This window comes from Kitasatospora sp. McL0602 (genome assembly GCF_052076145.1).
In the GTDB taxonomy this organism is placed as follows: domain Bacteria; phylum Actinomycetota; class Actinomycetes; order Streptomycetales; family Streptomycetaceae; genus Kitasatospora.
The window spans coordinates 6940509-6966428 of sequence record NZ_CP197246.1 but is presented as its reverse complement, the minus strand read 5'-3'; the positions used below and the strand labels follow the sequence as shown (position 1 = coordinate 6966428).

Annotated in this window: 28 protein-coding genes; 17 read left to right on the top strand and 11 right to left on the bottom strand. The window is 72.8% G+C overall.

Features of this window, described 5'->3' with window-relative positions:
* Positions 1–111 precede the first annotated feature (111 nt).
* The 5 genes from ACR68M_RS31530 to ACR68M_RS31510 all read left to right on the top strand — a co-directional run bounded on the left by ACR68M_RS31530 (position 112) and on the right by ACR68M_RS31510 (position 9013).
* Positions 112–1899 (top strand): thiamine pyrophosphate-requiring protein, encoded by a 1788-nt coding sequence (locus ACR68M_RS31530; protein ID WP_441247562.1) that lies wholly within the window; start codon positions 112–114, stop codon positions 1897–1899.
* Positions 1900–1901: 2 nt separating this feature from the next.
* Positions 1902–4955 (top strand): FAD-binding and (Fe-S)-binding domain-containing protein, encoded by a 3054-nt coding sequence (locus tag ACR68M_RS31525; RefSeq protein WP_441247561.1) that lies wholly within the window; start codon positions 1902–1904, stop codon positions 4953–4955.
* Entirely contained in the window at positions 4952–6058 is a 1107-nt protein-coding gene (locus tag ACR68M_RS31520; protein WP_441247560.1) for an enolase C-terminal domain-like protein, read from the top strand. The genes ACR68M_RS31525 and ACR68M_RS31520 overlap by 4 nt, the downstream gene beginning before the upstream one ends.
* Positions 6059–6087: 29 nt before the next feature.
* Entirely contained in the window at positions 6088–7848 is a 1761-nt protein-coding gene (locus tag ACR68M_RS31515; RefSeq protein WP_441247559.1) for a glycoside hydrolase family 15 protein, read from the top strand.
* A 577-nt stretch (positions 7849–8425) separates the two neighbouring features.
* Positions 8426–9013: a hypothetical protein gene (locus tag ACR68M_RS31510; protein ID WP_441247558.1), complete on the top strand. Its 588-nt coding sequence runs from the start codon at positions 8426–8428 to the stop codon at positions 9011–9013.
* 15 nt (positions 9014–9028) lie between these two features.
* Here the strand turns inward: ACR68M_RS31510 and ACR68M_RS31505 are convergent, their stop codons facing one another.
* Entirely contained in the window at positions 9029–9262 is a 234-nt protein-coding gene (locus ACR68M_RS31505) for a DUF6296 family protein (RefSeq protein WP_441247557.1), read from the bottom strand.
* Positions 9263–9505: 243 nt separating this feature from the next.
* Between ACR68M_RS31505 and ACR68M_RS31500 the strand changes: the two genes are divergently transcribed.
* Genes ACR68M_RS31500 through ACR68M_RS31465 form a run of 8 tightly spaced genes read left to right on the top strand, consistent with a single transcriptional unit; the run spans position 9506 to position 14877 of the window.
* Positions 9506–10642, top strand: coding sequence for an SDR family oxidoreductase (locus ACR68M_RS31500; protein WP_441247556.1), 1137 nt, complete (start codon positions 9506–9508; stop codon positions 10640–10642).
* A 49-nt stretch (positions 10643–10691) separates the two neighbouring features.
* Positions 10692–11129: a hypothetical protein gene (locus ACR68M_RS31495; protein ID WP_441247555.1), complete on the top strand. Its 438-nt coding sequence runs from the start codon at positions 10692–10694 to the stop codon at positions 11127–11129.
* Positions 11126–11383: an MrpF/PhaF family protein gene (locus ACR68M_RS31490; RefSeq protein ID WP_441247554.1), complete on the top strand. Its 258-nt coding sequence runs from the start codon at positions 11126–11128 to the stop codon at positions 11381–11383. Before ACR68M_RS31495 ends, ACR68M_RS31490 begins: the two co-directional genes overlap by 4 nt.
* On the top strand, positions 11383–11685 hold the full coding sequence (locus ACR68M_RS31485; protein WP_441247553.1) for a monovalent cation/H(+) antiporter subunit G: 303 nt from the start codon (positions 11383–11385) through the stop codon (positions 11683–11685). Before ACR68M_RS31490 ends, ACR68M_RS31485 begins: the two co-directional genes overlap by 1 nt.
* The gene (locus ACR68M_RS31480) at positions 11682–11948 is read left to right on the top strand and encodes a Na(+)/H(+) antiporter subunit B (protein ID WP_441247552.1); all 267 of its coding nucleotides are present in this window, start codon (positions 11682–11684) and stop codon (positions 11946–11948) included. The genes ACR68M_RS31485 and ACR68M_RS31480 overlap by 4 nt, the downstream gene beginning before the upstream one ends.
* Entirely contained in the window at positions 11945–12682 is a 738-nt protein-coding gene (locus ACR68M_RS31475; RefSeq protein ID WP_441247551.1) for an MnhB domain-containing protein, read from the top strand. Before ACR68M_RS31480 ends, ACR68M_RS31475 begins: the two co-directional genes overlap by 4 nt.
* Positions 12679–13023, top strand: a complete 345-nt coding sequence (locus ACR68M_RS31470) for a sodium:proton antiporter (RefSeq protein ID WP_441247550.1) — start codon at positions 12679–12681, stop codon at positions 13021–13023. Before ACR68M_RS31475 ends, ACR68M_RS31470 begins: the two co-directional genes overlap by 4 nt.
* A 3-nt stretch (positions 13024–13026) precedes the next feature.
* The gene (locus ACR68M_RS31465) at positions 13027–14877 is read left to right on the top strand and encodes a complex I subunit 5 family protein (RefSeq protein ID WP_441247549.1); all 1851 of its coding nucleotides are present in this window, start codon (positions 13027–13029) and stop codon (positions 14875–14877) included.
* 24 nt (positions 14878–14901) lie between these two features.
* Here ACR68M_RS31465 and ACR68M_RS31460 read toward each other — a convergent pair whose 3' ends face one another.
* The 6 genes from ACR68M_RS31460 to ACR68M_RS31435 all read right to left on the bottom strand — a co-directional run bounded on the left by ACR68M_RS31460 (position 14902) and on the right by ACR68M_RS31435 (position 18638).
* Positions 14902–15030, bottom strand: coding sequence for a hypothetical protein (locus ACR68M_RS31460; RefSeq protein WP_441247548.1), 129 nt, complete (start codon positions 15028–15030; stop codon positions 14902–14904).
* Positions 15031–15072: 42 nt separating this feature from the next.
* Complete coding sequence (locus ACR68M_RS31455) at positions 15073–15903, bottom strand: SigB/SigF/SigG family RNA polymerase sigma factor (RefSeq protein ID WP_441247547.1); 831 nt, start codon at positions 15901–15903, stop codon at positions 15073–15075.
* Between the two features lie 7 nt (positions 15904–15910).
* On the bottom strand, positions 15911–16243 hold the full coding sequence (locus ACR68M_RS31450) for a MarR family transcriptional regulator (RefSeq protein ID WP_441247546.1): 333 nt from the start codon (positions 16241–16243) through the stop codon (positions 15911–15913).
* A 93-nt stretch (positions 16244–16336) separates the two neighbouring features.
* A complete protein-coding gene (locus tag ACR68M_RS31445; protein ID WP_441247545.1) occupies positions 16337–17017 on the bottom strand; it encodes an HAD family hydrolase in 681 nt (226 codons plus the stop codon).
* A complete protein-coding gene (locus ACR68M_RS31440; RefSeq protein WP_441247544.1) occupies positions 17014–18195 on the bottom strand; it encodes a copper resistance D family protein in 1182 nt (393 codons plus the stop codon). Before ACR68M_RS31440 ends, ACR68M_RS31445 begins: the two co-directional genes overlap by 4 nt.
* Positions 18196–18254: 59 nt before the next feature.
* Positions 18255–18638 (bottom strand): YybH family protein, encoded by a 384-nt coding sequence (locus tag ACR68M_RS31435; protein ID WP_441247543.1) that lies wholly within the window; start codon positions 18636–18638, stop codon positions 18255–18257.
* 107 nt (positions 18639–18745) lie between these two features.
* On the opposite strand from ACR68M_RS31435, the gene ACR68M_RS31430 reads away from it, so the two are divergent.
* Entirely contained in the window at positions 18746–19630 is an 885-nt protein-coding gene (locus ACR68M_RS31430) for a LysR family transcriptional regulator (RefSeq protein ID WP_441247542.1), read from the top strand.
* Between the two features lie 32 nt (positions 19631–19662).
* Here ACR68M_RS31430 and ACR68M_RS31425 read toward each other — a convergent pair whose 3' ends face one another.
* Positions 19663–20148, bottom strand: coding sequence for a GNAT family N-acetyltransferase (locus ACR68M_RS31425; protein ID WP_441247541.1), 486 nt, complete (start codon positions 20146–20148; stop codon positions 19663–19665).
* A 25-nt stretch (positions 20149–20173) separates the two neighbouring features.
* A complete protein-coding gene (locus tag ACR68M_RS31420; RefSeq protein WP_441247540.1) occupies positions 20174–20593 on the bottom strand; it encodes an ankyrin repeat domain-containing protein in 420 nt (139 codons plus the stop codon).
* A 361-nt stretch (positions 20594–20954) separates the two neighbouring features.
* Here ACR68M_RS31420 and ACR68M_RS31415 point away from each other — a divergent pair, with 361 nt between their 5' ends.
* The 3 genes from ACR68M_RS31415 to ACR68M_RS31405 all read left to right on the top strand — a co-directional run bounded on the left by ACR68M_RS31415 (position 20955) and on the right by ACR68M_RS31405 (position 23515).
* A complete protein-coding gene (locus ACR68M_RS31415; RefSeq protein ID WP_280717270.1) occupies positions 20955–21149 on the top strand; it encodes a hypothetical protein in 195 nt (64 codons plus the stop codon).
* A gap of 118 nt (positions 21150–21267) precedes the next feature.
* Positions 21268–22848: a hypothetical protein gene (locus ACR68M_RS31410; RefSeq protein WP_441247539.1), complete on the top strand. Its 1581-nt coding sequence runs from the start codon at positions 21268–21270 to the stop codon at positions 22846–22848.
* A gap of 292 nt (positions 22849–23140) precedes the next feature.
* Positions 23141–23515 (top strand): RNA polymerase-binding protein RbpA, encoded by a 375-nt coding sequence (locus ACR68M_RS31405; RefSeq protein WP_030396357.1) that lies wholly within the window; start codon positions 23141–23143, stop codon positions 23513–23515.
* A gap of 73 nt (positions 23516–23588) precedes the next feature.
* On the opposite strand, the gene fxsA is transcribed toward ACR68M_RS31405, so the two are convergent.
* Both fxsA and lnt read right to left on the bottom strand, forming a co-directional pair.
* Positions 23589–24164: an FxsA family membrane protein gene (gene fxsA / locus ACR68M_RS31400; RefSeq protein ID WP_441247538.1), complete on the bottom strand. Its 576-nt coding sequence runs from the start codon at positions 24162–24164 to the stop codon at positions 23589–23591.
* A 60-nt stretch (positions 24165–24224) separates the two neighbouring features.
* Positions 24225–25841 (bottom strand): apolipoprotein N-acyltransferase, encoded by a 1617-nt coding sequence (lnt, locus tag ACR68M_RS31395; RefSeq protein ID WP_441247537.1) that lies wholly within the window; start codon positions 25839–25841, stop codon positions 24225–24227.
* Between the last annotated feature and the right edge of the window lie 79 nt (positions 25842–25920).

Below are 25920 nucleotides of genomic sequence, written 5' to 3'. Positions count from 1 at the left end.
CACGCACCGGCCCGCGCACCGACGGTTTCAGCGCGGCGCCAGCGGTTAGCCGCCCTCCATGGACCCCCGGCACCCCGAGGTGTCACGACCACGCAGTGGAGGAGTTCGGTGATGAAGGTTTCCGACTACGTGCTGGAGCGCCTGCGCGACTGGGAGGTCGAGTACGTCTTCGCCTACCCGGGCGACGGCATCAACGGCCTGCTCGCCGCCTGGGGCCGCGCCGACGACCGCCCGAGGTTCATCCAGGCCAGACACGAGGAGATGGCCGCCTTCCAGGCCGTCGGCTACGCGAAGTTCTCCGGCCGCACCGGAGTGTGCGCGGCCACCTCCGGCCCCGGCGCCATCCACCTGCTGAACGGCCTCTACGACGCCAAACTCGACCACGTCCCGGTGGTCGCGATCGTCGGGCAGACCGACCGCAGCGCGATGGGCGGCTCCTACCAGCAGGAAGTCGACCTGCTCACCCTGTACAAGGACGTGGCCTCGGAGTACTGCGAGATGGTCACCGTCCCCGCCCAACTGCCCAACGTCCTGGACCGGGCCATGCGGATCGCCGCCGCCCGGCGGACGGTGACGGCGGTGATCATCCCGGCCGACGTGCAGGAGCTCGACCACGAGCCGCCCGCGCACGCGTTCAAGCAGGTCCCCTCCAGCCTCGGCGTCTCCCGGTACGCCCCCGTCCCGGCCGAGGAGGACCTCGCGCGGGCTGCGGAGATCCTCAACGCGGGCGAGCGGGTGGCGATGCTGATCGGGCAGGGCGCCCGCTCGGCCCGCCCGGAGGTCGAGCAGGTCGCCGAGCTGCTCGGCGCCGGGGTCGCGAAGGCGCTGCTCGGCAAGGACGCGCTGCCCGACACCCTGCCGTACGTGACCGGCTCGGTCGGGCTGCTCGGCACGAGGGCGTCGTACGAGATGATGCGCGACTGCGACACCCTCCTGGTGGTGGGGTCGAGCTTCCCGTACACGCAGTTCCTGCCCGAGTTCGACCAGGCACGGGCGGTGCAGATCGATCTCGACCCGTCGATGGTCGGAATGCGCTACCCGTTCGAGGTCAACCTGGTCGGGGACGCCGGCGAGGCACTGCGCCGGCTGATCCCACTGCTGGAGCACAAGGCCGACCGCGCCTGGCGCAAGACGGTCGAGGAGAACGCCGCTCGCTGGTGGGAGGTGATGCAGCGCCGCGCCGAGGTGTCGGCCGACCCGCTCAACCCCGAGTACGTCGTCCACGCGCTGGACGCGCTGCTGCCCGAGAACGCCATCGTGGCCGCCGACTCCGGATCGGCCGCCAACTGGTACGCCCGCCACCTGCGCTTCCGCGGCACCATGCGCGGCTCGCTCTCGGGGACGCTGGCGACCATGGGGCCCGGGGTGCCGTACGTGATCGGCGCGAAGTTCGCCCATCCGGACCGCCCGGCGATCGCGATCGTCGGCGACGGCGCCATGCAGATGAACGGCCTGGCCGAGCTGATCACCGCGGCGAAGTACTACCAGGAGTGGTCCGACCCGCGCCTGGTGGTGGCGGTGCTGAACAACCACGACCTGAACCAGGTCACCTGGGAGATGCGGGCGATGCAGGGCGCCCCGCAGTTCGAGCCCTCGCAGAGCGTGCCGGATGTGCGCTATGCCGACGTCGCCCAGCTGTTCGGCCTGCACGGGCGTCGGGTGGAGCGCCCGGAGGACGTGGGGCCGGCGTGGAGTCAGGCGCTCACGGCGGACCGCCCGTTCGTCATCGACTTCCGCACCGACCCGGCGGTGCCGCCGATCCCGCCGCACGCCTCCTGGGACCAGATCAAGGCCGCCGCCCTGTCCGTGCTGCACGGCGACAGCGACCGGGTGTCGGTGATCCAGCAGGGTGTGAAGGCGAAGATCCAGGAGATCCTGCCCGGCAGCGGGCGGAGCTGACGATGTCCGGCACTCAGCAGGTGGATCTCGCCGCACTCGGGCGGGCACTGCGCGCCGAGGTGGACGGCGAGGTCCGGTTCGACGCCGGCAGCCGTGGCGCCTACGCCACCGACGGCTCCAACTACCGCCAGGTCCCGATCGGCGTGGTGCTGCCGCGCACGGTGGAGGCGGGCGCGGCGGCGGTGGGTGTGTGCTCGCGGTTCGCCGCTCCGGTGCTGTCGCGCGGCGGCGGCACCAGTCTGGGCGGGCAGTGCACGAACGAGGCTGTGGTCGTCGACTGGACCAAGTACTGCGACCGGCTGCTGTCGGTCGATCCGCAGGCGCGGACCTGTGTGGTCGAGCCGGGCATCGTCCTGGACGATCTCAACCGTCAACTGGCGCCGCACAGGCTGAAGTTCGGACCGAAGCCGTCCACGCACAGCCACTGCTCGCTGGGCGGGATGATCGGCAACAACAGCTGCGGGGCGTCCGCCCAGGCCTACGGCAAGACGGCCGACAACGTCCGCCGGCTGGAGGTCCTCACGTACGAGGGCACGCGCTTCTGGGCCGGCGCCACCGACGAGGACGAGTTCGCGCGGATCGCGGCCGAGGAGGGACCGCAGGCCCGGCTCTACCAGGGGCTGCGCGACGTCACCGGCCGCCATCTGGCCGAGATCCGGCGCGGCTACCCGAAGATCCCGCGCCGGGTCTCGGGCTACAACCTGGACGCCCTGCTGCCGGAGAACGGCTTCGACCTGGCCCGCGCCCTGGTCGGCAGCGAGGGCACCCTGGTGACCGTGCTGCGGGCGGAGCTGGAGCTGGTCGACGTGCCGGCCGCCGAGGCGCTGCTGGTCCTGGGCTTCGACGACATCTACGCCGCAGCGGACGCCGTTCCCGGCTTGCTGGAGCACAGCCGCCCCTCCCAGCTGGAGGCCGTCGACGGGCGGATGGCTCAGCTGATGCGGGAGGAGCACGCCTACCTCGATTCACTGGCGCGCCTGCCCGAGGGCGACAGCTGGCTGCTGCTCCAGTTCACCGGCGACACGAAGGAGGCGGCCGACGCGCAGGCGTACGAGCTGCTGCGGGCATTGGGCCGCCGTGAGGACGATGCGACGGTGGCGCTCTCGGACGATCCGGCGCGGGAGCAGGAGATGCTCAAGGCCCGGGAGGCGGGTCTGGGTGTGACCGCCCGTCCGCCGGACGGCCGCGAGACCTGGGAGGGCTGGGAGGACTCCGCCGTCGCGCCGGAGAAGCTCGGTGCTTACCTACGGGACCTGGAGCGGCTGTTCGACCGGTACGACTACCAACAGGCTTCCCTGTACGGGCACTTCGGGCAGGGCTGCGTGCACACGCGGATCCCGTTCGAGCTGCGCGAGGGCAAGGGCATCGAGGCGTTCCGGGCGTTCCTGTTCGACGCGGCCGATCTGGTGGCCTCCTACGGCGGGTCGCTGTCGGGCGAGCACGGGGACGGTCAGGCCCGTGGCGAGCTGCTGCCGCGCATGTTCGGACAGCCGCTCGTGGACGCAATGGGCGAGGTGAAGGCGCTGTTCGACCCGGGCAACCGGATGAACCCCGGCAAGGTCGTCCACCCCCGTCGCGTGGACGACAACCTGCGCCTGGGCGCCGACTGGCGACCCCGGCCCCACCGGACGCATTTCGGGTATCCCGACGACGACCACGACTTCTCCCGCGCGGTCCTGCGCTGCGTGGGCGTCGGCAACTGCCGTACCCAGCAGGGCGGGGTGATGTGCCCCTCCTACCGCGCCACCGGCGAGGAGGAGCACTCCACCCGTGGCCGGGCGCGGCTGCTGTTCGAGATGCTGAGCGGCCACGACGACTCACCCGTGACCGGCGGGTGGCGCTCCCCCGAGGTCCGTGACGCACTCGACCTGTGCCTGGCCTGCAAGGGCTGCAAGTCCGACTGCCCGGTCGGGGTCGACATGGCCACGTACAAGGCCGAGTTTCTGGCCCACCACTACCAGGGGCGGCTGCGCCCGCCCGCCCACTACGCCATGGGGTGGCTCCCACTGTGGGCCCAACTCGCCCGCAGGGCGCCGGGGATGGCCAATGCCGCCCTGCACGCGCCCGGTCTCGGGCGGGCGGGGAAGCTGCTGGCCGGGATCGACCCGCGCCGCGCGGCACCCCTCTTCGCGCCGGAGTCGTTCCAGGAGTCCTGGCGCCGGGCCGGGCGACCGCAGCCCGATCCGCGCGATCCGCGCACCGTGCTGCTGTGGCCGGACACCTTCACCAACCACTTCCACCCCCACATCGCGGACGCCGCCGTCCGCGTGCTCGAAGACGCCGGTTTCCAGGTCGCCGTCCCGGGCAGCCCCGTGTGCTGCGGCCTGACGTGGATCTCCACCGGGCAGCTCGCCACCGCCCGCCGCGTCCTGCAACGGACCACCCGGGTCCTGCGGCCGTGGCTGGAGGCCGGCACACCCGTCATCGGGCTCGAACCCTCGTGTGCCGCCGTCTTCCGCGCCGACGCCCCGGAGCTGCTCGTCGGCGACCAGGACATCGCCCGCCTCGCCGCGCAGACGCGCACCTTCGCCGAACAACTCGTCAACCACGCCCCGGGCGGCTGGCAGCCGCCGCGAACCGAACGGGCGGCGACCGTGCAGACGCACTGCCACCAGCACGCCGTCCTCGGCACCGATCCGGACCGGGAACTGCTGCGCCGTACCGGCACCGACGCGAACGTGCTCGACGAGGGCTGCTGCGGGCTGGCAGGCAACTTCGGCTTCGAGCAAGGCCATTACGACCTCTCTCAGGCCATCGCCGAGCAGGGTGTCCTGCCTGCCGTACGCGACACCGCCCCCAGCGCCTTCGTCCTGGCCGACGGCTTCAGCTGCCGCACCCAGATCGACCAGGCCGCCACCGGCCGCCGCGCCCTGCACCTGGCCGAAGCCCTCGCCCTGGCGCTGGACGGGCCGCCACCTGCCGACCACCCCGAGAAGGCTGTCCCGCGCCCGCAGCCGAGGCGTACGCCGGCCCGTCTGCTGACCGTGGGTGTCGCGGGCGTTCCGGCCGCCGCTGCTCTTCTGGCCGCCCGACACCGCGCCAGGAGGACACCGTGACGGCCGCCGACGCCCCGACCATCGGGGGCCTGGAGGTGCAGGTCCTCGACTTCCCCACCGACGCGCCGGAGGCGGATGGCACCCTCGCCTGGGACCACACCACCATGACCCTGGTACGGGCCCACTGCGGGGGCACCACCGGTCTCGGGTGGACCTACGGTGACCCCGCCACCGCCGACGTGATCACCGGTCAGCTCGCCGACACGGTGACCGGGCGGCCGGCGTTCGACGTCCCGGCCGCCAACGAGGCGATGAGCCGCGCCGTGCGCAACTCCGGGCGGCCCGGCCTGGTCGCCGGCGCGATCTCCGCGGTCGACATCGCCCTGTGGGACCTCAAGGCCCGCCTGCTCGGCCTCCCGCTGATCGACCTGCTCGGCGCTGCCCGCACCGAGGTCCCCGTCTACGGCAGCGGCGGCTTCACCACCTACGACCACCACCGGCTCGCCGAGCAGCTCGGCAGCTGGACCGAGCAGGGCATCACCGCATTCAAGATCAAGATCGGCGAATCCTGGGGCACTTCGGAGCGGCGGGACCTGGAGCGCACCGAGCAGGCCCGCCGCCTGGTCGGCGAGGACGCCGAACTGTACGTCGACGCGAACGGCGCCTACACCCGGAAACAGGCCGTCCGGGTCGGACGCACCCTCGCAGGCTTCGGCGTGAGCTGGTTCGAGGAACCGGTCTCCTCCGACGACCTCACCGGCCTCGCCCTAGTCCGCGATGCGGTCACCGCCGACGTCGCCGCCGGCGAGTACGGCTACGACCTGCCGTACTTCGCCCGTATGGTCCCGGTGGTGGACTGCCTACAGGCCGACGCGACCCGCTGCGGCGGCATCACCGTCTGGCTGCGCGCCGCCGCCCTCGCCCAGGCCCACGGCCTCCAACTGTCCGGGCACTGCGCCCCGCACGTTCACGCCCACGCCGCAGCCGCCGTCCCGAACCTGCGCCACCTGGAGTGGTTCCACGACCACGTCCGCATCGAGCACCTCCTCTTCGACGGCGCCCTCGACCCCCGCGGCGGCGCCCTCAACCCCGGTGCCTCGGGCGCCCCCGGCCTCGGCCTGACCCTCAGACCGCAGGAGGCCGATCGCGCCCGCACCTCCTGACCCGATCCGCTGCGAAGGAGCAGAATCCCGTGACCTCAACCGGCGACGCCCCGGCCCCGCACGCACTGCGCGACTACGCCCTGCTCGCCGACGGCCGACGCGGTGCCCTGGTCGGACCACGCGGCGACATCGTGTGGATGTGCGCACCCGCCTGGGACAGCGACGCCGTCTTCTCCGCCCTCATCGGCGGCCCCGGCTGGTACACCGTCACCCCCGCCGGGCCGTTCGTCCGGGGTGGCTACTACGAGCAGGGCAGCCTCATCTGGCGCAGCCGCTGGGTCACCACCACGGGCATCGTCGAATGCCGCGAGGCCCTCGCCCACCCCGGCGATCCTCACCGCGCGGTGGTACTGCGCCGGATCCTGGCCGTAGACGGCGACAGCGAGGTCGACGTGCGGCTGCACCTGGCTGCGGGCTTCGGGCAGCACCCGCTGCACGACCTGCGCCGTGACGAGCACGGACGGTGGGCGGGCCGCGCCGGTGAGCTGTACGTCCGGTGGACCGGCGCGCCCGACGCCCGCCCCGGCAGGACGCGGCACCCCGGCCTGCACGCCGCGCTGCCTCTGGAGGCAGGTACCCACCACGACCTCGTCCTGGAGGTCTCCGACCGTCCGCTGCCCGGCCCGGTCGCCGCAGGCGAGCTGTGGCGAGCGACCGAGACGAGCTGGGCGACGTGCGTGCCCGACCTGCCCGGGGTGCTGGGCAGACGCGACGCACAGCAGGCATACGCCGTGCTCACCGGGATGACCGGCCCCGGCGGCGGCACGGTGGCCGCAGCCACCACCAGCCTGCCGGAGCGCGCCGAGCAGGGCCGCAACTACGACTACCGCTACGTGTGGATCCGCGACCAGTGCTACATCGGCCAGGCCGTCGCCGCCGCCGGCCCGCACGCCCTGCTGGACGACTCGGTACGGTTCGTCACCGCTCGACTCCTCGAACACGGGCCCCACCTGGCGCCCGCCTACACAGCCGGCGGGACGGCGGTGCCCGACCAGCGCACCCTGGACCTGCCCGGCTATCCGGGTGGCTTCGACGTCGTCGGCAACCACGTCAACCGCCAGTTCCAGCTCGACGTGTTCGGCGAGAGCCTGCTGCTGCTCGCGGCCGCCGCCCGGCACGGCCGACTCGACGCCGACGGCTGGCGCGCCGCCCTCGGCGCAGCCGAGGCGATCACGGCCCGCCACCGCGAGCCCGACGCCGGGATCTGGGAACTGCACGACGACCGCTGGGCGCACAGCCGGCTGATCTGCGCCGCCGGCCTACGCGCGATCGCCGCAGCCGCGCCCCGCGGGAGCAGCGGCCGCGCGGCCACCTGGGAGGCGCTGGCGGACGCGATCGTCGCCGAGACATCGGCCGACTGCCTTCACCCGACCGGCCGCTGGCAGCGCTCCCCGACCGACACCGGTGTGGACGCCGCGCTGCTGCTGCCCGCCCTGCGCGGCGCCCTTCCGGCCGATGACCCCCGCAGCACCGCGACCCTGCGCGCCGTACGAGCGGATCTCGCCCAGGACCACTACGTCTACCGGTTCCGCCACGACCAGCGGCCCCTGGCGGACGCCGAAGGCGCGTTCCTGCTGTGCGGCTTCGTCATGGCCCTGGCCGAGCACCAGCAACACCACGACGTCGAGGCGGTGCGCTGGTTCGAACGTAACCGCGCCTCCTGCGGACCGTCCGGCCTCTATGCGGAGGAGTTCGACGTCGCGCAACGCCAGCTGCGCGGCAACCTCCCGCAGGCCTTCGTCCACGCACTGATGCTCGAAGCCGCAGTCCGGCTCGTACGGCGTCACTGACCCGCCGTCCACGCGCGTCGGCGGGCGCTGACGAGGGAGTGATCAGCCGTAGAAGCGGCCGTAGTAGTCGCCGACCAGTGCACGGTAGCCCTGGTCACCGCGGTTCCGGTTGGGGTCGTACTGCGGGGATTGCTTGATCTCGTCCTTCGTGCGGTTGACGTGGACGCTCTCCTCGTCGGGGTCGACGCGGGTGACGGTGCCGGCAGGCAGCAGGACGTGCTTGCCGAAGATCCACGGCCCGGTGTCGACGACGATGTAGGCAGCGCCGACCTCATTGGTGGCCTCGTCGACCTTGCCGATGTGGCCGTCGATCGCCTCGACCGTAGGTCATCGGTCCTCCTTGGTCGGGCGGGTGGCGGCGAGGGGCTCCTCCTTCCGGACCGGCCGTCGGTGCCTCCCGACGGCTCACCGCGCGTGTGCCCCCGGCGGCAGATTCGAACCGCTCGCGCCGACCGTCGTTGTGCGGTCCGGACCACGGTCTCGCAACGGCGCCGCAGAGCGCTGCGGATGTGTGACGGGCGTCCGTCGGGGCACACGCCGTCTGCGGTCCTCCATGTGTTCCACCGAAGGAGACATCATGATCGTCATCATCGGTCTCGTCATTCTCATCGCGGCGGTCGTCGTCGCGGTGGCCGGTGTCGTGACCAACACCGGCTCGGCTCACTCCCTCGTCAACGACTTCTCGGTGTTCGGCTACCACGTGACCGGGTCCAGCGGGGCGCTGTTCCTTTACGGGATCGTGGTCGGCGCACTCGCCGTCCTGGGGCTGGGCATGCTGCTCAACGGTGCCCGCCGCGCCTCACGGGTCGGTCATGAGGCACGCAGCGGCCTCAGGGAGTCCCGCCGCCAGGCAGCGGCGGTCCGCCAGGAGCGCGACGCCCTCGCCGAGAAGCACGAGGATGCGCAGGCCAAGGTTGCGGATGCTCAGGCCCAGGCGGCGCAGGCCCGCGTCGAGGCGGCCGACGCGCGCGCCGAAGCTGCCAAGGCCCAGGCAGCAGCGGGCCGGGCCGCCCCCGCATCCGCGAACCGGCAGAACGACACCGCCGGCGTCGAGCCCGAAGCTGTCCCACCCGATGCCGAGTTCGGCAGCCACCGCCACGGTTTCCACCGCTGGGGCCGGGTTCCCGCCCACCACGCCCCCGGCGACCAGGGCCAAGACCGCTGAACCCAGCCTGGCCGGTCAGGGCAGCGGCACCGCATGCAACGGTTGGTGGTCGTCGTACCCGGCGGGCGCGGTGATCACGGTCGCCACCTCGCCCTCGATCCGCACCCGCCACTCGCCCCCGGAGTCCGTCCAGATATGGCCGCCGCCGGGGGCTGCCTCGTCGGTCAAGTGCATGACGACGACCGTCGGTGGGCCGTGCGCGCCGACGGGGCCGGGCAGAGTCACCGCGTAGCGTCGGTTCACGGCCATGACTACGGCCTCCTCATGGGGCAAGGCACCGCCCGGGGCCCGCACCCGCGCGCCTGCCCGGTCCTGCCTCTCATAGGCGATGGTGTGCCAATAACTGGTATCCAGCAACGTCCCGTCGGCATCGAAACCTCCCTCACCCGTGCGGATCGCTCACCTCCCTTCGCCGCTACGGCCCGCCCGCCCGAGCCGCACCAGCTCCCAGCCCGCCGTTTGCCGCCGCCGATCGGGGAAAGCCGCACAGGTATGACACCTCAGGAGCAAACCCGCCGGACAGTGGTGATCACCGGGGCCAGCGGCGGTATCGGCCGCGCCTGCGCGGTGGCGTTCGCCGCCCGGGGGGACCGGCTCGCGCTGATCGCGCGCGGCCGGGCCGGCCTGGAGGCGGCGGTGGGCGAGGCCGAGCAGGCCGGCGCGGCGACGGTGATCGCCATCGAGGCGGACACCGCCGACCCGCAGGCGGTGGAGGCCGCCGCCGCGCGCGCCGAGGAGGAACTCGGCCCGATCGACGTATGGGTGAACGACGCGTTCGCCTCGGTCTTCGCCCCCTTCACCGAGATCACCGCCGACGAGTTCCGGCGCGTCACCGAGGTCACCTACCTCGGGTACGTCTACGGCACCTCGGCCGCGCTGCGGCGGATGCTGCCGCGCGACCACGGGGTGATCGTGCAGGTCGGCTCGGCCATCGCCTACCGGGGCATCCCGCTGCAGAGCGCGTACAGCGGCGCCAAGCATGCCATCCAGGGCTGGCACGAAGCGCTGCGGTGCGAGCTGCTGGCCACCGGGACGCAGGTGCGGACCACGATGGTGCAGATGCCGGCCGTCAACACCCCGCAGTTCGACTGGGTCCGCTCCCGGCTGCCCGAGCGCGCGCAGCCGGTGCCGCCGATCTATCAGCCGGAGGTGGCCGCCCGCGCGGTGCTGTTCGCCGCCGACCATCCGCGTCGGCGGGAGTACTGGGTCGGCGCCAGCACGGTGGCGACGCTGGTGGCGAACGCGGTCGCCCCGGGGCTGCTGGACCGCTATCTGGCCAGGACCGGGTTCGCCTCCCAGCAGGACGGACAGCGTCGGAGCGCCGGGGATCCGGACAACCTGTTCGAGCCGGTGGATGCCGGAGCGGACTTCGGCGCGCACGGCCGGTTCGACGACCGGGCCATTGCCCGCAGCATCCAACAGCAGGCCGCGCACGTTCTCGGCGCCCTTCCCGACAGGGCGCGGTCGGTGGTCGGACGGTTGGGAACGGGTCTGCGCCGCCCCGGCGCCGGGTTCGTCTCACGGCTGCGGGGTGCACCGACAGCCTTCCTGCGCTACGCCGGGTGGGTGGAGCACACCCCACGGCTCGGCGCGCGGGCCGCGCCGACCCGCCACACGCGGTACATCTGACGGCCGGCACTACACGATCCGGCACTACACGACGGGGAGGAGCCTCGTGGTGGAGGCGGCGCTCTGGTGGGTCCTGCTGATGGCGCTGAACGCCGTGTTCATCAGCACGGTCAGCGTCCTGGAGGTTCTGGTCGGCGCCGGGCTCGCGCTGCTCGGCGCCGTCGCCGCGCCCGTGGCCCGGCGTGCGGCGGGCGCCCGGGTGGGCCGGACGGCGGGCTGGGCGGCGGCGCTCTGGAAGCTCCCCCGCACCATGCTGACCGACCTGGGCCGACTGGTCGTCCTGGTGGCACGGCCCCGAGCGGCCGAGCCGCTCTTCCGGACCATCGAGCTCGGCACCGGCGCGGCCTGGTCCTGCGCGCTGCTCTCCGCCACGCCCGGCGCGTTCGTGGCGGAGGTGTCACCCGCCGGGTCGGCGCCACGGCGGGTGCTGCTGCACAGCCTGGACGACCGGCCCTCGCCGTTGGAGCGCGCGGTGCGGGCCCGGTGAACGCCTGGCTGCTCGCCGCCGCCGTGCTGCTGGTGGGCGGGCTCGGACCCTCGCTGGCCGTCGCACTGCACGGCCCCGCGCATCGCCGGCTGGCGGGTGTGAACCTGGCCGGAACGGTCGTCACGGTGGTTCTCCTGCTGCTGTCCCAGGGCTTCTCACGCAGCTCGTACGTGGACCTGGCGCTGGTCCTGGCGGTGCTGGCACCCGCCGGGACGCTGGTCTTCACCCGCTTCCTGGCCGGGGAGGACACCTGATGAGGCATCATGCCGCTCTCGTGCTGCTGATCGCGGGCACCGGCGTCCTGCTGCTGTCCGGCCTCGCACTGCTGCGCCTGCCCGCCCCGTACCTGCGGCTGCACGCGCTCTCCCCCGCCGCCTCGCTGGGCGCGCCACTGGTCGCACTCGCCCTCGCCGTGGACAACGGGCCAGGGCGCGGCGCGGTGAAACTGCTCGTCATCGGGGCGCTGCTCGTGGTCGGCGGCACGGTGACCACCATGGCGATCGGGCGGACCACCGTACGCAACGAGCACCCCGAGCTGGCGGAGCCCTACCGATGACCGACACCCTGATCGTCCTCGCGCTGCTCGCGGTGGCCTGCTGCGCCACCGCCGCCGCGCTGACCCGGGATCCGTCCCGTCAGGCCGTGGTGCTGGCCGCGCTCGGGCTGAGCCTCGCCGTGCTCTTCACCGTCCTTCAGGCGCCGGACGTGGCACTCTCCCAGCTCGGGGTGGGCACGGCCGTGACGCCGCTGCTGATCCTGCTGACCGTCCGTAAGGTGCGGCGCGGCGGCCGGCCCGGGAGCGAGGAGGAGGGCGAGTGAGCCGCCGCGCGCGGCTCTGGCTGCTCGGCTGCGCCGGCCTGGTGATCGCCGCCGTGTTCGCCGTCTCCTGCACCGAGCTGCCCGGTTTCGGGGGCGCCGTCCACCCGTACGGCGAGCGGGCGGTCGCGGCGGCGCTCCAGCAGCACACCGCCAACGTGATCTCCTCGGTCAACTTCGACCAACGCGGCTTCGACACCCTGGGCGAGGAGTCCATCCTGTTCGCCTCGGTGCTGGGAGCCGGCATGGTGCTGCGGCTGGCCAGGGATGAGCGCAAGGAGCAGCCCCGGCCCGCCCGGGTGCTCCCCACGACCCGGTTGTTCGGCGCGGTGCTGCTGCCGGTGACGCTGCTGACCGGCGGCTACCTGGTGGCGCACGGGCAGCTCAGCCCGGGAGGCGGCTTCCAGGGCGGGGTGGTGCTGGCCACCGGGCTCCATCTGGCCTACGTCGCGGCGGACTACCGCGCCCTGCACCAGGTCCGGCCGCTGGCGGTGCTGGACGTGGCGGACGCCTTGGCGGCGGGGGCCTTCAGTGTGCTCGGCCTGGTCGGTCTGGTCGCTGCCGGGTCCTTCCTGAAGAACACGCTGCCGCTGGGGACCTTCAACCAGCTGGCCTCGGGCGGCCTGGTGCCGGTGATCAACGCGGTGGTGGGTGTGGAGGTGGCCGGCGGGGTGATCGTGCTGCTGGCGCAGTTCCTGGACCAGGCCGTCGAGATCACGGGGGTGGAGCAGCAGTGAGCGTCTTTCCGTACCTGGTCGCCGGGTGGATCCTGCTGGTCGGCGGCTATGGGCTGGTGACCAGCCGCAACCTGATCCACGCGGTCGGCTGCCTGGCGGTCTGCCAGTCCTCCACCTACGTGCTGCTGCTCTCGGTCGGCTACCGCCGAGGCGCCACCGCGCCGGTCTTCAGCGACCTGCCCGTGGGCAGGCCCGTGGTGGACCCGGTGGTGCAGGCACTCGCGCTGACCGATGTGGTGGTCGGCGCCACCGTCACCGCGCTGCTGCTGGCCCTCGTCATCCAACTGCGCAAACGGCACGGCACGGTGGACCCCGAGCAGCTCACCGGCCTGAAGGGCTGACGGGTGCCGAGCACCGCGAACCTCCTGCCGCTCGCCGTCGCGATCCCCCTGCTGGGCGCCGTGCTCCTGACCGTCGCCGGGCGTCGGCTGCCCAGGGCCGCGACGGACGTGCTGACCACCGGGTGCGCTGCGCTGGAGGCCGCCTGCCTGGCGCTGCTCCGGGCCCGCACCGGCGACGGCCGCGCGGTCGACTGGGTCGCCGGCTGGGGGCCGCCCGACGGCAACCCCGCCCAGGGCGGACGGAGTGTGGGCGTCGTGCTGGTCGCCGACCGGCTCGGCAGCGGCGTCGCGCTGCTCGCCGCGCTGCTGGTCCTGGCCGTGGTGGTCTACTCCTGGCGCTACTTCGACGAACCGACGGGCGAGCACGGGGGCATGTTCCCGGCGCTGCTGCTGCTCTTCGAAGCCGGAATGGTCGGCTTCGCGCTCACCGGCGACCTCTTCGACGCCTTCGTCTTCTTCGAGCTGATGGGCGCCTGCGCCTACGCGTTGACCGGCTACCGGATCGAGGACCCGCGCCCCCTGCACGGCGCGCTCACCTTCGGGATCGTCAACTCACTGGCCGCGTACTGCTCGCTGCTCGGCATCGGGCTGCTCTACGCCCGCACCGGGCAGCTGGGCCTCGCCCAGCTCGGACAGGCCCTGGACGGCCGACGACCCGACCTGCTGGTGGTCTGCGCCTTCGTCCTCGTGCTGACCGGGCCCCTGGTCAAGGCGGCCGCCGTGCCGTTCCACTTCTGGCTGCCCGACGCGCACGCGGTGGCGCCGTCGCCGGTCTGCATGCTGCTCTCCGGCGCCATGGTGGAACTCGGCGTGTACGGCGTGGCGCGGATCTACTGGACGGTGTTCGCCGGGCCCGGCGGAGTACCGCAACCCGCCTTCCGGGCCACGATGCTGGTCGTCGGGTCACTCACGGCTCTGGTCGGGGCGGTGCTCTGCTGGCAGCAGCGGCATCTGAAGCGTCTGCTGGCCTTCTCCACGATCGGCCACATCGGGCTCTTCCTGATCGGTGTCGCGCTGCTGGACCCGGCGGGGCTGGCCGGCACCGCCGTGTACGTCGCCGGGCACGCCGGCGCCAAGGCGGCGCTGTTCGGGCTGGCGGGCGTACTGCTGGACCGCTACGGCTCGGTCGACGAGCACGGGCTGCACGGGAAAGCCCGCGAACTGGTCCTGCCCGGTGTGCTGTTCGGCGTCGGCGGGCTTGCGCTGGCCGGCCTGCCGCCGTTCGGCACCGCCCTGGGCAAGGCCCTCAGCGAGGCAGCCGCCGGTGAACGGCTGCCGGTGCTGCTGCCCGCCCTGTACGTGGTGGTCTCCGCGATCACCGGGGGCGCGGTCCTGCGGGCCGGGCTGCGGGTCTTCGCCGGAGCGGGGCAGACCCCTCGGGAGCGTCCCGGCGGACCGGAGACCAGCGGGGAGGGTGAGGAGCCGGAGATCCGCGACCCCACCCGGCAGCCGCCCTGGCCGATGACCGTCGTCCCGGGGGTCCTCCTGCTGGCGAGCCTGGCCGTCGGCGTACTGCCCGGCATCGGGCGCGAACTTGCGTACGCGGCACGGCTCTTCACCGACCACGGCGGCTACCTCGCGGCCGCCTACCAGGCCGCGCCACCCCCGCCCGCGCCGGTGCCGCCGAGCGACTGGACCACGGAGGGCGTCCTACTGGGACTGCTCTCCGCCCTGCTGGCCGCAGGGCTTGCAGCGGCGGCGGTACAGCCGCCACACCCTGGACTTGGCGCAGCCCTCAACAGAAGGCTGGTGGTACCACTGCGCCGCCTCCACTCGGGGCGACTGGGCGACTACGTGACCTGGCTCGCGGTGGGGCTGGCGGCGCTGCTACTCGCTTTCGCCGGCCAGCGATGAGTGCCGGACACCGGCGCGGCGCGTTCAGGAGGTCGAGGGCGGGAAGGTGGCCGACAGCACGATCAGCAGCACCAGCACTGCTACGGCGAGCAGCAGGATCAGCAGGGCGGGCCAGCGGTGCTCGAGGCGGTGGACGAGGTCGGTTCTGGTCATGGCGGCTTGCCTCCTTCGGACGACCGGTGGACGACCGGTGGATCAGTGCGGCGGTGCGCAGCCCTGCCCGGTCAGGCCGGCCCGCAGGCCTTCGAGGCTGCGGGTGAGCAGGCGGGAGACGTGCATCTGGGAGATGCCGAGCCGACGCCCGATCTCGGCCTGGGTCAGGCCCTCGGTGAACCGCAGGGCCAGGATCGTCCGCTCGCGCTCCGGCAGCGCGGCGATCAGCGGTTTGAGCGACTGCACGTACTCCACCACTTCCAGTGCCGGATCACAGCAGCCCAGACGGCACTCCAAGGCCCCCTCGGCGTTGCCGTCCGAGAACGGCGCGTCCAGCGACAGCGTGGTCCGCGCCTGCGCGGCCTGCATCGCCTCGTCCAACTCGGCGGGCTGGAGGGCGACGTACTCGGCGAGTTCGCCCACCGTGGGCGCCCGCCCCAACTCCTGCTCGAGCTCGTCGGCGCCCTTGACGACGGCGAGCCGCGCTTCTTGTAGCCGCCGGGGCACGTGGACCGCCCAGGTGGTGTCCCGGAAGAACCGCCGGATCTCACCGATCACCGTCGGCAGCGCGAATGTCGCGAACTCCACGCCACGATCGGGATCGAACCGGTCGACGGCCTTGACCAGCCCCACCGTCCCGGCCTGGACGATGTCGTCCATCGATTCGTGACTCCCTCCGAACCGGCGCGCCGCGAACCTGACCAGCGACACGTTCAGCTCGATCAGCGTGCCCCGCACGTAGGAGTACTCCTCGCTCCCGGGCTCCAGCTTTCGCAGGCGCCACAGCAGGACTCTGGACAGCTCCCGTGCGTCGCCGGTGCTTGCAGCGAGCGGATGATCGATCACCGGCAGTTCGTCCGCCGTTGCGGTCATGGTGCGTTCACGCTCCCTCCGGGTTCTTCGGGCTCTCGGGGGCGGCCTCCGCTCCGAGCAGAGCGATCAGCGCGCCTACGGTGTGGCGCGCTTCGGCAGGATGGCGCAGCCTGCCCTCGGAAGCGATCTCGTAGCGGTTGCGGCGCCCTTCACGCGATCGCCGCAGATAGCCTCCGGCCTCCAGATCCGCGACGATGGCCTGCACCGCGCGCTCGGTCAGCTGACAGGTTTCGGCGACGTCACGCAGCCGCATCCCCGGATCGCGGGCGAGAATCCACAGCACGCGGGCGTGGCTGGTGAGGAACGTCCACTTCGTCCGGGGGTCGGACTTCTCTTCCATGACTCCATCATACGAACAGCGATTCGCGTTTTCCAACCGACGCAGCTTTTTTCGTGTATCTACTGACAGGTCTCCGACCCGGGCGCGCCGGGTTCAGCGGGCCGGTTCGGCTACCGGGTTCTGGTGTGCACCGGACACGAAAGCGCGGATGTCGCCTGTCGCGTCCCGCAGACTGGCGAAGTGCCGGTGCGCGCCGCCGACGGGAGCCGGGGCGTTGACACTCCACACGGTCATGCCGGCGTACAGCCCGGCCTGCACGCCGGAGGGGGCGTCCTCGATGACGAGGCAGTGTTCCGGCGCGGCGCCGAGCCGCTCGGCGGCCAGCAGGTAGGGGGCGGGCGACGGCTTGCCGTGTGCGACCGCCGCCGCGTCCACGATCACGTCCGGGACGGGCAGCCGGGTACGGGCGAAACGTCCGCGGACCCGGTGGTCGTAGTTCGAGGTCACCAACGCCCACGAGCCCGGCGGCAGGCCGTGCAGCAGCTCCGACGCGCCGTCGAAGGCCGCGTACACGCCCGATCGGACGTCCTCGTCCTCGAGCTCGTGCAGCGCAACCAGGCAGGCGTGCGGGTCCCTGCCCGGCGCGACGATGGCGAACGTCTCCATCGGCCGCGTTCGTAGCGCCACCCGGTAGACCTCGTCGGGATCCAGCCCGTGCCGCACCGCCCACGTGCCCCAGACCCGGCGCTGGTTGTCCAGAGCGTCGATCAGAGTGCCGTCGACATCGAAGAAGACGTACTTTCGGGGCCTCGGCGGCCGGCGTTCATCGGTCACGGTTCGATCATGCCAGCCGTCCCGGTGGCCGGGCGGCGGGAGAGACCGTCGGAGACCCGGGCCGTGATGTAGAGCGAGGCGGCCAGGGTGAGGGCGAGCGCGGCACCGACGGCGAAGATGCTGCCGGTCGCGACGGGGGGCGGGCTGCCTGCCTGGGAGCGGGCGGAGCCGCCGAGGAAGGGGACGATCCCCAGGACTCCGGCGCCGAGGGCGACTTCGGCCCAGACCACCCGGGGGAAGTGGCGCAGCGTGAGGTGCAGCAGGGAGGAGGTCGCGTCCTCGGCGCGGGCCCGGACGATGCGCGGCATCAGCCAGAACTGGTTGACGCCACCGGCGGCGACCATGCCGAGCACGAGCAGGATCTTGACGAACAGGAAGAGGCCGTAGGTCGTCGTCCAGAGCTGTCCGATGCTGCCGACGTGCTTCCAGGACATCCACAGACCGGAGACCAGCACCGCGCCGACGCAGACCAGGGCGACGAGGCTGAACCGCCGCCAGATGTCCGCCCACAGCAGCCCGGCGTGGGCGCCGAGCCGGCGGTGGGCGCCGGCGAGGACGGCGAGCAGGGCGAGGCCGCCGACCCACACCACCCCGCCGACGATGTGGGTCTGGTCGATGACGGGATCGAGAGCGTGGTCGAGGTCCGCGGGGCGGGTGGCGGGTATCGCGCCGATCAGGCTGACCGCGAGTGCGAGCGGCAGGGCGATCAGGGCGAGGGCGTCGAGGTGGCGGCGCGCGGCGGGGGTGAAGAGCGCGATCAGGGTGGCGGCGGCCAGCACCAGCACGGCGTTCTGGATCAGGTGGATCGTGCCCTGGGCGACCCAGGCACCCTTCGCTGCGGGCGCGGTGAGGAAGGTCAAGATCCGGCCCGGCGCCAGGGCGTCACCGAACGGCATGCCCTTCCCGGCGCGGGCGACCCGGGCGGCGAGCTGGAAGTAGCCCGCGACCAGCAGGACGGCTCCGGCCCAGGCCAGGTACGTCGCGGTGCGCCGCCGCACGATCTCGGCGTCGCACCGCTCGGTGCCCGGCGCGCGGAGCGCCGGGCGGAGCACCGCCGCGTAGGTGACCGTGGAGCCGATGGCCCCACAGAGACCGACGAAGTAGGCGGACTTGGTGAGCACCCGCCAGAGCGGAGGCATGACGTAGGCCGTGGTTGCGGCAAGGTGCGCGGAACTCATGAAGGTAAGGCTAACCTAAATATCCCGCACTCTGTCCAGCCCCCGCTCGGACCGACCTGCTACTGAGGGCCCCTCAACTCAGGGCGGTCGATGATCCGCAGCCAGCTGCCGTCGGGCTGACGCCGGGCGACCTGCACCCGGTCGCCCGTGCCGTCGGCGCCCGCCGTCGAGGTGAGCGCGAGGTCTCCGTACCGGACGGTCGGCAGCGCCTCCTCGAACGGGAAGGGCCGGGGCGCGTGTTCGAGCATCTTCTCGCAGACCGCCCGGATGGCCTCGCGGCCGACGGTCACCGAGCCGACCGGGTACGCGAGCACCGCGTCGGGTGCGTACAGCTCGGCGAGGCCCTCGGCGTCACCGGCGTTGGCCCGCTCGACGAAGAGGCGCGCGAGGTCCTCAGGGGTCGAGGCGGTGGTGCGGGCTTCGGTGCGGGCGGTGTCGGTCATGGCGGGCTCCTCTGCGTTGTTTCCCTGGGCTTCGATGTCTCCAACTCTCCCGCTGTGCTGACCAGAAGTCCAAGAGATGGTTGCTCTCGCTACTAGAATCAGCAGTTATGGAACTTCGCCAGCTGGAGTACTTCGTCGCCGTGGCCGAGGAGCGGAACTTCACCCGGGCCGCCGATCGGGTGCACGTCGCCCAACCCGGCGTCAGCGCCCAGATCCGCAAGTTGGAGAGGGAGTTGGGGCAGGAGCTGCTGGACCGCTCCGGCCGCACGGTGCGGCTGACGGAGGCGGGCGAGGCCGTCCTCCCGTACGCGCGGGCCGCGCTGGCGGCCGTCGCCGGAGCCCGGCAGGCCGTCGACGAGCTGACCGGGCTGCTCCGTGGGCGGGTCGCGATCGGGGCGGTGACCTCGCACAACGTCGACCTGCCCGCGCTGCTGGCCGCCTTCCACCGCGATCACCCCGAGGTGGAGATCACCCTCACCGAGGCCACCTCGGACGAGCTCACCGACCGCCTCCGCTCGGGCCTGCTGGACACGGCTGTCATCAGCGTCGGCAAGGCCACCCCGCCCGGCCTTGAGCTGCACGTCGTCGACTCGCAGGAGCTGGTCGTCGCCGTCAGCCCGGACCACGAACTCGCCGCCCACCGGGCCGTCACCCTCGACACCCTGCGCGACCGCCCGCTGATCAGCCTCCCCCGGGGCACCGGCCTGCGCGCCCGTCTCGACGAAGCCTGCACCGCCGCCGGGTTCATCCCCCGGATCGCCTTCGAATCCGGCACCCCCGAATCCCTGGCACGGCTGGCCGCCCACGGCCTGGGCGCCGCCGTCCTCCCCCGCGCCTTCGCCGAATCCCGCTCCCCCGAGCTCCACTCCATCGCCGTCACCCACCCGGCGCTGCACGGCCGCCTCGCCCTCGCCTGGCGTGCCGAGGGCCCCGCCAACCCGGCCGGCCGGGCCCTGCTGGCCCGCGCCCGAGCGTTCCTCGCGGAGGACTGAGGCGCCCGCGCAAGTAGGGGCTTGACGATCCGTCAGGAGTCTTGGACCTCCAGCCACTTGGCCATGCAGACGCACTCCGGGGCATCCCGGTAGACGCCGAAGCCGGAGATGTGGTGGTACCCCTCGGAGGCGTAGAGGGCGAGCGCCTCGGGCTGCTCGGTGCCGCTCTCCAGGACGAGGCGGCTGCGCCCGGCGGCCTCGGCGCTCTGCTCCAGATGGCGCAGCACCGCGCGGGCGAGGCCGCGGCCCCGGGCGGCGGGGGCCACGTACATCCGCTTGAGTTCGGCGTCGCCCTCGACCAGGCCGAAGTCGTTGGGCTCCTTCGCGCGCCAGCCGCCGCAGGCGACGGGTGCGCCGTCGAGGTAGGCGACCACGAAGTGGCCGGCCGGCGGGTCGAAGTGGTCGGGGTGCAGCACCGTCACGTCGACGTCGCCGTACCGGCGGACGTACTCCTGCTGGACTTCGGCGGCCAGCTTCTGGGCATCAGGATGGCCGTACCCGGTTGTGCGTATCTCCATGACGGCCAAGCCTACGACCTGCTGGTCAGCGGCCCTCGAAGCGGGCGACCAGATCGTCCTTGCCGAACATCCGGGCGGTCTCGACGGCGGAGGGGGTGCCCGCCTTCGGGTCGGCGCCGCCGGTGAGCAGGGCGGTGATGACCGCCTCCTCGCCCTTGAAGACGGCACCGGCCAGGGGGGTCTGGCCCCGGTCGTTGACGCGGTCCGGGTCGGCGCCGCGCTCGATCAGGAGCTCCACCGTCTCGGCGTGGCCGTGGTAGGCGGCCAGCATGACGAGGGTGTCGCCCCGGTCGTTGGCCAGGTTCGCGGGCGCCCCCGCGTCCAGGTAGGCGCCGAGCAGCGCCGTGCCGCCGGTGCGGGCGGCGTCGAAGAGCTTCCCGGCCAGTTCGATGACCTCGGCGTCGATCCCGGAGGGGTCGGCGGGGTTCTGCGGGACGTCGGACATGGGGCGGGCCCTCCCTGGTCGGGTCTGCTGGGTGACGTACCGCACCGTAGCGGACGACACGCTGGTCCGGTGGTAACGCATCCGTTCGAGCGAATTTATCCGCTCACCGGAACTGTCCGAGCTGCCCCCTGGGGACCTGACAGAGCGGCAGACAGGCGGCAGACACGCGGCAGCCAGGCCGAAGACGGGCCGCCGACCGGCTGCAAAAAGGATCAGCTCGTATACGGCCGGGCCGGGCCTCCGGGACAGAAACACCCGTTTGCCACATTCCATCATCTATTACTTTTTGTCACGATTAGGACACTTTCCGTAACACCCCTTTCCGAGTCGTCCCTGTCCCCCCTCTCCGAGGAGCAGACGCGTGATCCTCTCCATCTCCGGCATCGTCCTGTTCGGCACCATCGCATTCCTGTTCTTCCGGCGGGACGGCCTCAAGGTCTCGCATGCGATCGTCTGCGCCCTCCTCGGCTTCTACATCGCGGGGTCATCGATCGCGCCCAGCATCCAGGCAGGCGGCGCGAGCCTGGCCAGCCTGCTCGGCGGCCTCAAGTTCTGACCTGCTGAGCGCTGCTCCTGCCTCACCGGCCCGGGTGCGGACCCCACCGCCCCGGGCCTTCTGCCACTCCCGCAGCACCGCACGACCCACGCCGTCCCACCGTCCGGGGAGCCCAGGTATGTCCCTCAACCGCCATCTCAGCCGCGGCCGCGACTTCGCCCGCAGCGCGGGCGACCACGCCGCCGACATGTTCGCCCCGCTCACCGTCATCGGGCGCGGCCTGCGCAGCCACGCCGACTGGGCGAAGAGCCGCTGGGCCACCACCCCGAAGGAACGCCGGGGCCCGACGCTCTTCCTGACCGCCGCCGCCCTGCTCGGCATCGCACTGCTGCCGCACGGCCCGCTGCTCGCCCTGGTCGCGCTGATGGCCAGCGCCGCCTGGGCCGGGCGCCGACCGAAGGCCCCGGCGACGCCCGCGCCGGACGTCGCCGACCTCAAACTGACCGCCCTGTACGCGGCGCTGACGCCCTACCTGGGCGGCTTCGACGACGCCGCGCCGCTCTACGGCCCGGACGGCGCGTACAAGACGGCCTTCGACTCCTGGACGTTCGACGACGAGGGCAGGCTCACCGCCCTCGACCTGCGCTACCCGCCCTACTTCACCGACACCGAGCCGGGCGCCCGTGCCCGGATCGAGCAGGTCGTGCAGGGCAAGGCCGGGCGCTCCCGGGAGTACAGCTTCGACTGGGACGAGGAGTCCAACCGGCTGCGGGTGAGCGCGCTGGCGCCGCTGCCGACCGACATCACGGCACAGACCTTCGTGACGGCGCCGGGCGAGATCGTGCTCGGCTTCACGGACGGCCTCGGCAGCCGCCGGACCATCCCCGTCAGCCAGGGCGGGGCCACCACGCAGCAGCCGCCGGTGGTGTGGCGGACGGGCGCCCGCGCGGCCGAGCCGCACCTGCTGGCCCTCGGGGCGGCCGGGTACGGGACGTCCACGCTGATCCGTTCGATCGCGCTCCAGGCACTGCCGCACGGCGACCTGGTGGTGATCGACGGCGCGGGCACGGGCGAGCACGCCTGCCTGGTGAACCGGCCCGGCGTGCACACCGTGGAGACCAGCCTGCACGGCGCACTGGCCGCCCTGGAGTGGGCGGCCCAGGAGACCGAGCGCCGGCTCTCCGCACTGAACGCGGCCCGCCAGCACGGGGTGCCCGCCCCGCCGGACGTCACCCGTCCGCTCTGGCTGCTGCTCGACCACCCCACCGAGCTGAGCGAGCTGGCCCACGCCGAGGGCCGCCCCGACCCGCAGGACCTGCTGGAGACCCCGCTGCGGCACGGCCGGGCCGCGCGCGTGACGGTGGTGATCGCCGACGACCTGGAGGCCCGCGACCGGATCTCCCCCAGCGTCCGCGCCACCACCCGGGCCCGGGTCGTGCTCGGCCCCGTCCACGCCGAGCTGGCCCAGGAGGCACTGGGCGTGCCGCTGGACATCGCCCCGGCCGCCCACACCCCCGCCGGTCGCGGCTACGCCCGGCTCGGCTCGGCCGTGCCCGTCCGGCTCCAGGTGCCGGTGACCGTGGACCCGCTGGACGACGAGGCCCCGGCGGCGCAGCGCGACGCCGTGATCGCCCTGCTGCCGCACCGGGACACCCGGACGGAGGCCGCCGCGCCGTCGGTCGCGCCAGCTGTTGCACCGGCCGCCGCACCCTCCGTACAGCTCGACAAGGAGCCTGCGCGGCCGCGCCCGGTGTGGTGAATGCGGGACCGTTCCGCCGAACTGCGGACAGGCGGCGCGCGGCGGGCCCGCGCGCCGATAAGCTGGGGCGCCTTCGCAGCAGATTTCGATCACCGTGTGCATAATTTGTGATACTCAGGGTGATAATTAGGCTCAGATGTGACAAATCGGGCGGCGATGGGTACAAACAGGGGCGGCACGACAGGCGACGCATATCCCGGGACGGGAATCTTCGTCGAAGGCCGAGCGTTGACCGAACGACGATGACAGCGACCACTAGTCCTGTGGGCCATAAGCCCGGGAGGCACGATTCATGAGCGAGCGAGCTCTCCGCGGCACGCGACTCGGGGCCACTAGCTACGAGACCGACCGTGGAATCGATCTGGCTCCCCGCCAGACCGTCGAGTACGCATGTCAGAACGGACACCGATTCGAGGTGCCTTTCTCCGTGGAAGCGGAGATCCCCTCGGCGTGGGAATGCCGTTTCTGCGGCCAGGAGGCAGTACTGCTCGACGGCGACGAGCCGGAGGAGAAGAAGACCAAGCCGACGCGCACCCATTGGGACATGCTGATGGAGCGCCGTACGCGTGAGGAGCTGGAGGAGGTGCTGGCCGAGCGGCTGGCCGTGCTCCGCTCCGGCGGGATGAACCTTGCGGTCCACCCGCGGGACACTCGTAAGAGCGCCTGACGCAGAAGTAGACATGACGAAGGGCCCCGGGCTTCACCGCCCGGGGCCCTTCGTCATGTCTACTTCTGCCGGGTCAGCCGGTGATCGGCGGGCGGTGGTCAACGCCGGGGTCGGACGGACCGGCGGGGCTGCCGGGCTCGACGACCTCGCCCTGGATGACCTTGCCGTCGGGGCGGTGGATGCGCAGCTGCTCCTGGAGCCGGACGGCGTCCGCGAACGGCTCGGTGCCGGCGGGTGTGGTGGAGCGCAGCGCGGAGCGGGTCAGCCTGCGGCCGAGGGCCCGCCAGAGGGCGCGGGTCGGCGGGAGCAGCAGGGTGAGGCCGAGCAGGTCGGAGAGGAAGCCCGGCAGGATCAGCAGCACGCCCGCCAGCACCGTCAGGCTGGTGCCGGTCTGCGGCTGCTGCGACTGCGGGTCACGGCTCTGCTCCACGGCGGCCGAGAACGCCTTCAGCCCGGCCCGCTTGATCAGCGAACCGCCGAGGAAGACGCCGCCGACCAGCAGCACCAGCACGGTGAACCAGCCGACTGCGGAGGCGACGACCGTCAGCAGCCAGATCTCCAGCACCAGCCAGGCGGTGATCAGCAGTGGCAGCACCCGCCGCAGACGGCTGCGCGGGGCCGGACGGGCGGGGGTAGCTTGCTGGCTCACGGTACGAATCCACTCCATCGCGGTGCTCACGGCATCACCGCCCGGGTTGGTCCGGGCCGGCTACGGCACCACCGGTGACAACGATTCGGCCTCGGCCGGTGTTCCGCTGCGGCGGCGGCGCAGGCCGCCGACGATCGCCGCGCCGCAGGCCAGCAGGCCCGCCAGGGCGAGCGTCCACTCGGGGGCGGCGCCCAGGCGGTCGGCGAGGGTCTTGCCGTCGCGCAGCGGCACGGTGGCGCTGAGCTCGGCGGCGGTCAGCTCCTGGGTGTGCTGGGAGACGGTGCCGTCGGGCTCGATCACCGCGCTGATGCCGCTGGTGGCGGCGATCAGGACGGCCCGGCCGTGCTCGACGGCCCGCAGGCGGGACATCGCGAGCTGCTGCTCGGGCTGGCCGCTCTCTGCGTAGGTGGCGTTGTTGGTCTGGACGACGATCACCCGCCCGCCCTGGTTGACGGTGTCGCGGACGATCTCGTCGTAGGCGACCTCGAAGCAGATCACGTCGCCGATCCGGGCCGGGCCGAGCTGCATGACGCCGTTGCCCTTGCCCGGGTAGAAGTCGCGGGCGACGCGCTGGAGGCGGGTGATCACCTTGGAGAGCTCGGCCCGGAAGGGCACGTACTCGCCGAACGGGACGGGGTGCTGCTTGGTGTAGGAGGCGCCGGGGCCGGTGGTGGGGCTCCAGACGATGCCCTCGTTCTGCACGTGCTGGCTGTCCGGGCCGTCGATCAGGGCACCGACCAGCGTCGGCACGCCGATGGTCTGGACGGCGCGGTCGATCCGGACGTAGGCGGCCGGGTCGAGGAAGGGGTTGAGGTCGGAGGAGTTCTCCGGCCAGATCACCACGTCCGGGCGGGGCACCTTGCCGGCGGCGACGTCGGCGGCGAGGCGCTCGGTCGCGGCGGCGTGGTTGTTGAGGACCATCATCGGGCGGCCGAGGAAGTCCATGCCGGGCTGCGCGACGTTGCCCTGGACGAGGGCGACCTTGACGGTGTCGTCGGCCTTCGTCGGCACCGGCACGGCGTACCCGGCGAGGATCGCGGCGACGGCCCCGAGGCCCGCCAGGGCGGCCGCGCGCGGGGCCCTGACGGGGCCGCGCAGCCGCGGGGCGGCCCAGGCCAGCAGGGCGCCCGACAGGGCGACGGCGAAGGTCACCAGCGGGGCGCCACCGAGGGCGGCCAGCGGGGTGAAGGGGCTGCCGGTGTTGGCGAAGGCCAGCCGCCCCCAGGGGAAGCCGCCGAAGGGCAGCCTGTCCCGGGCCCACTCCTGGGCGACCCAGAGGCAGGCCACCCAGAGCGGCCAGCCACGCAGCCGGGAGGTCAGCGCCAGGCCCGCGCCGAGTGCGGCGACGAACAGCGCCTCGAGCGCCGAGAGGCCGATCATCGCGTCGGTGCCGACCACCCGCAGCCAGTCGAGCAGCAGCAGGAAGAAGGGGAAGCCGAAGGCGAAGCCCGTCCAGGCGCCCTGGCGGGCCGTGCGGCCCCGGGTGAGCACGGAGAGCAGCGCGACGCCGGCCACGGAGAGCGGCCAGAGGTCGTACGGCGGGAAGGCCAGGCCGAGCAGCAGGCCGCCGAGGACGGCGAGACCCGTCCTGGGGAGTCCGGCCCGGAGGCGGCGCCACCGTGGGGCGGGGGCTTCCCGCTTGGGCTCCGGCTCCGCGAGCGGTCGTTCCTGCTGCATGGGCAGTGCCACCTTCGCACCACCTCTCTGGCTGCGCTGTGTCTCTCCCGCCGCCCGGGTCCGGGCACCGTGCGAAGAC

Bases quoted from the DNA above. Each gene is read 5' to 3' on its own strand.
- ACR68M_RS31530 (WP_441247562.1), top strand. From the start codon at position 112: ATGAAGGTTTCCGACTACGTGCTGGAGCGCCTGCGCGACTGGGAGGTC.
- ACR68M_RS31525 (WP_441247561.1), top strand. From the start codon at position 1,902: ATGTCCGGCACTCAGCAGGTGGATCTCGCCGCACTCGGGCGGGCACTG.
- ACR68M_RS31510 (WP_441247558.1), top strand. From the start codon at position 8,426: ATGATCGTCATCATCGGTCTCGTCATTCTCATCGCGGCGGTCGTCGTC.
- ACR68M_RS31505 (WP_441247557.1), bottom strand. From the start codon at position 9,262: ATGGCCGTGAACCGACGCTACGCGGTGACTCTGCCCGGCCCCGTCGGC.
- ACR68M_RS31500 (WP_441247556.1), top strand. From the start codon at position 9,506: ATGACACCTCAGGAGCAAACCCGCCGGACAGTGGTGATCACCGGGGCC.
- ACR68M_RS31485 (WP_441247553.1), top strand. From the start codon at position 11,383: ATGAGGCATCATGCCGCTCTCGTGCTGCTGATCGCGGGCACCGGCGTC.
- ACR68M_RS31480 (WP_441247552.1), top strand. From the start codon at position 11,682: ATGACCGACACCCTGATCGTCCTCGCGCTGCTCGCGGTGGCCTGCTGC.
- ACR68M_RS31460 (WP_441247548.1), bottom strand. From the start codon at position 15,030: ATGACCAGAACCGACCTCGTCCACCGCCTCGAGCACCGCTGGCCCGCC.
- ACR68M_RS31455 (WP_441247547.1), bottom strand. From the start codon at position 15,903: ATGACCGCAACGGCGGACGAACTGCCGGTGATCGATCATCCGCTCGCT.
- ACR68M_RS31450 (WP_441247546.1), bottom strand. From the start codon at position 16,243: ATGGAAGAGAAGTCCGACCCCCGGACGAAGTGGACGTTCCTCACCAGC.
- ACR68M_RS31440 (WP_441247544.1), bottom strand. From the start codon at position 18,195: ATGAGTTCCGCGCACCTTGCCGCAACCACGGCCTACGTCATGCCTCCG.
- ACR68M_RS31435 (WP_441247543.1), bottom strand. From the start codon at position 18,638: ATGACCGACACCGCCCGCACCGAAGCCCGCACCACCGCCTCGACCCCT.
- ACR68M_RS31430 (WP_441247542.1), top strand. From the start codon at position 18,746: ATGGAACTTCGCCAGCTGGAGTACTTCGTCGCCGTGGCCGAGGAGCGG.
- ACR68M_RS31425 (WP_441247541.1), bottom strand. From the start codon at position 20,148: ATGGAGATACGCACAACCGGGTACGGCCATCCTGATGCCCAGAAGCTG.
- ACR68M_RS31420 (WP_441247540.1), bottom strand. From the start codon at position 20,593: ATGTCCGACGTCCCGCAGAACCCCGCCGACCCCTCCGGGATCGACGCC.
- ACR68M_RS31410 (WP_441247539.1), top strand. From the start codon at position 21,268: ATGTCCCTCAACCGCCATCTCAGCCGCGGCCGCGACTTCGCCCGCAGC.
- ACR68M_RS31405 (WP_030396357.1), top strand. From the start codon at position 23,141: ATGAGCGAGCGAGCTCTCCGCGGCACGCGACTCGGGGCCACTAGCTAC.
- lnt (WP_441247537.1), bottom strand. From the start codon at position 25,841: ATGCAGCAGGAACGACCGCTCGCGGAGCCGGAGCCCAAGCGGGAAGCC.